The organism is Limosilactobacillus panis DSM 6035 (assembly GCF_001435935.1).
Classification (GTDB): domain Bacteria; phylum Bacillota; class Bacilli; order Lactobacillales; family Lactobacillaceae; genus Limosilactobacillus; species Limosilactobacillus panis.
In genome coordinates, this window is the sequence record NZ_AZGM01000077.1 from 1 (window position 1) to 2345 (window position 2345).

3 protein-coding genes are annotated in these 2345 nt (G+C 47.2%); all 3 read right to left on the reverse strand.

Annotated features, from left to right (window positions below; genetic code table 11):
• Window positions 1-60: 60 nt before the first annotated feature.
• From FD32_RS05600 to FD32_RS05610, 3 genes are read right to left on the reverse strand one after another with little or no spacing between them, the layout of a single operon-like run.
• Window positions 61-960 carry a hypothetical protein gene (locus tag FD32_RS05600; protein WP_047769722.1) on the reverse strand — a complete coding sequence of 300 codons (900 nt, stop codon included), beginning with the start codon at window positions 958-960 and terminating at the stop codon, window positions 61-63.
• A complete protein-coding gene (locus FD32_RS05605; protein ID WP_047769724.1) occupies window positions 953-1939 on the reverse strand; it encodes a hypothetical protein in 987 nt (328 codons plus the stop codon). The genes FD32_RS05600 and FD32_RS05605 overlap by 8 nt, the downstream gene beginning before the upstream one ends.
• Before the next feature lie 6 nt (window positions 1940-1945).
• A complete protein-coding gene (locus FD32_RS05610; RefSeq protein ID WP_047769727.1) occupies window positions 1946-2215 on the reverse strand; it encodes a hypothetical protein in 270 nt (89 codons plus the stop codon).
• Window positions 2216-2345 lie beyond the last annotated feature (130 nt).

The following is a 2345-nucleotide window of genomic DNA, read 5'->3' on the forward strand; positions in this document are numbered from 1 at the left end:
TTTGTTAAATTCCGAATGGAGCTTCTGATTCAGAGGCTTTTTGTCACAACCCCTTTCTGTCTATAGCTCATTGATAAGTTGGTTAAGTGGGGATTGAAGTTCGACAGGGAGAACATTGATATCTAACTGGACCTGACTGGTGAGGTCGGTCACGATTCCTTTGGCATCGGTCAGGTGGGCGAGTGTCATTTGGTACGCATCATCAAACCGGGCCTGCGGTGGTCGATGAGCCTGACCAAAGAAGTCGTTAAACCATGTTGGATGGTTTTGAATGGCAAAGAGGAGGGGTAGTGGATACTGGCCAGCAGTGACCATGGAAGTGAAATAGTCACTGCTCTTTTCAACCTGTGCCAATTCGTCCTTGATTGCCTCAATCGTCCCGAGATTTTGACCAATCTGACCACTGAGCTGGATAACTGTACCGTCATTTTTAGTAAGAGCGGTTGCTTCCCTGGCGGTAATCGATGCTAACATTCCTGGCCGGGCCTTGGCGTCAGCCAGGTAGTCGGAAATCTTGAAACGCTGGTTAAAGTTAAAACGGAGGCGTTGCAGCTGGGCTAGGATAAAGTCACCGCCATCGACCGTTAGCTCCTCAATCATCTGCGGTGGGGTACCAACCTTGGCAAGGCGATTAACAAACTGGGCGATGAGGTAGCTGGCAACATATGAATTTCCTTTCTGGACCGCCATCGCGCCTGGCGTGAGCTTTGCCGGTTGAAAAGATGACAGGTTAATTTCGGCTGCCAACGCCAGTAGCTCAGCCAGTTGGGCCGCATTGACCTGGTCGACTGTCAACTCCTGCTGGTTAAGCCGACTAAACGACTGGAAGAGGGCAAGCCGGAATTCACGCTGGGACTGACCAAGTTGAAGATCAAGCTGGTTAGTAACCAGTGGTGGCATTTGTCGCAAGAGGGGCGCTAATCCCGTCATAAAGCGTTCATCAACCTTAAAACTAGTCATCTGGTTGACCCCGGAACTTGTGGATTTCCGCTGTCAGTTGCTCAGCAACCGGGATAAAGGTATCAGTGAAGTATTTATTAAAGTCAACCTTGAGTTGGGGCTGTTCGGTTAACTTCTGGGCGCGGTCAAAGGCGTCGTTACGCATATTAACAATCAAAGTCTTTCGCTGGTGGTTCAGGTACTTAGCAAGCTTGGGATGTTGTCCTTGGTAACTAAACAGAAAGTAATAGAAGATCTCATAAAAGGTATTATCTAATACCCAGAAGATGGTACTCCGCCGGACATTATCCGCCATCATTTCGTTAAAACTATTATCCCCCAGCAGCTCATGGTTACTGAATGCTGCTGCGGAGAGAACGATTGCCTGAACTTCATGCATATCTGCCATGTAGTTACTAAACTGAGCAACCTCATTATCGGCTAGTGAGAAACCGAGCTTTTTTTCTCGTTGGTCAGCTGTCATCTTTGAGAATGTTGCCGAGTACTCCTTTTCAACATCCTTGTGGTCCTGGATAAGGTCCTGCTCAACTGCTGTTAATACGGCAAAGTTCTTTTGCAGAAAGTCATGAACCACCTGCCAAACCTTCTCAATTTGGTCATTGAAATGTTTGAAGAGCTCTTCAACCGTCCCCACCATTTTCTTTTGGACCGGCTGGCCTTCAACATGGGGTGCGTACTGAACGATAAGGGGGGTTCCCTTGTCTTGATAATTGAGCCCGTATTCCCGTCGCTGCTTGTTTTCGTAATCTCTTAAGTCGTCTAGGTTCAACAGCCCCAGTGGCATCACGTTGATCTCACTGTTAGTTGCCATTATTTGAAGGGAAAACGGCGTGGTTGCTTCCTGATTGGTCTTCAGTGCTTTAAGAGCGTCAAACAGGCGTTGACGGTTGGTTAAATCACTTTCTGGAGAGGCATAAAAACCAGAGGTATAGATGGCCCGGTTGTCATATTCGCGGTTTAATTTTTCTTCAGCATTCATTTAAAACTAGTCCTTTGTATTATGATTTACGAGTAGTGCCAGCTTACGTTCGCCAGCGGCCGTCAATGTTGCCTGGGTGAGGTTGATTTCCGCAAGACTAGCACTGAAGGAGGTATCCAATTTTGCGTCTTCAATGTAGCCCTTTTCGACCGCATATTGAGCCGTCAGAAAGAGGTTTGATTGCGGATTGATCTGCCTGCTGCTTTTGAACTGCTTGCGAGCGATATCACTGAGTAACCCGCGTAACTCATCAGTTCGACTAAGGTTGGTTGCCATTGTCAATTCCTCCTTTAAAAGTCAATTAGATGGTGGTGGACAGCATACCGAACAAGTTCAACGTGGTTATGAAGCTGAAACTTGAAAGCCCTGAATTGCAATGAAATCATTGTGGTTCAGGGCTTTTGGA

Coding starts and splice junctions, on each gene's coding strand:
- FD32_RS05610 (WP_047769727.1), bottom strand. CDS start 2,215: ATGGCAACCAACCTTAGTCGAACTGATGAGTTACGCGGGTTACTCAGT.
- FD32_RS05600 (WP_047769722.1), bottom strand. CDS start 960: ATGACTAGTTTTAAGGTTGATGAACGCTTTATGACGGGATTAGCGCCC.
- FD32_RS05605 (WP_047769724.1), bottom strand. CDS start 1,939: ATGAATGCTGAAGAAAAATTAAACCGCGAATATGACAACCGGGCCATC.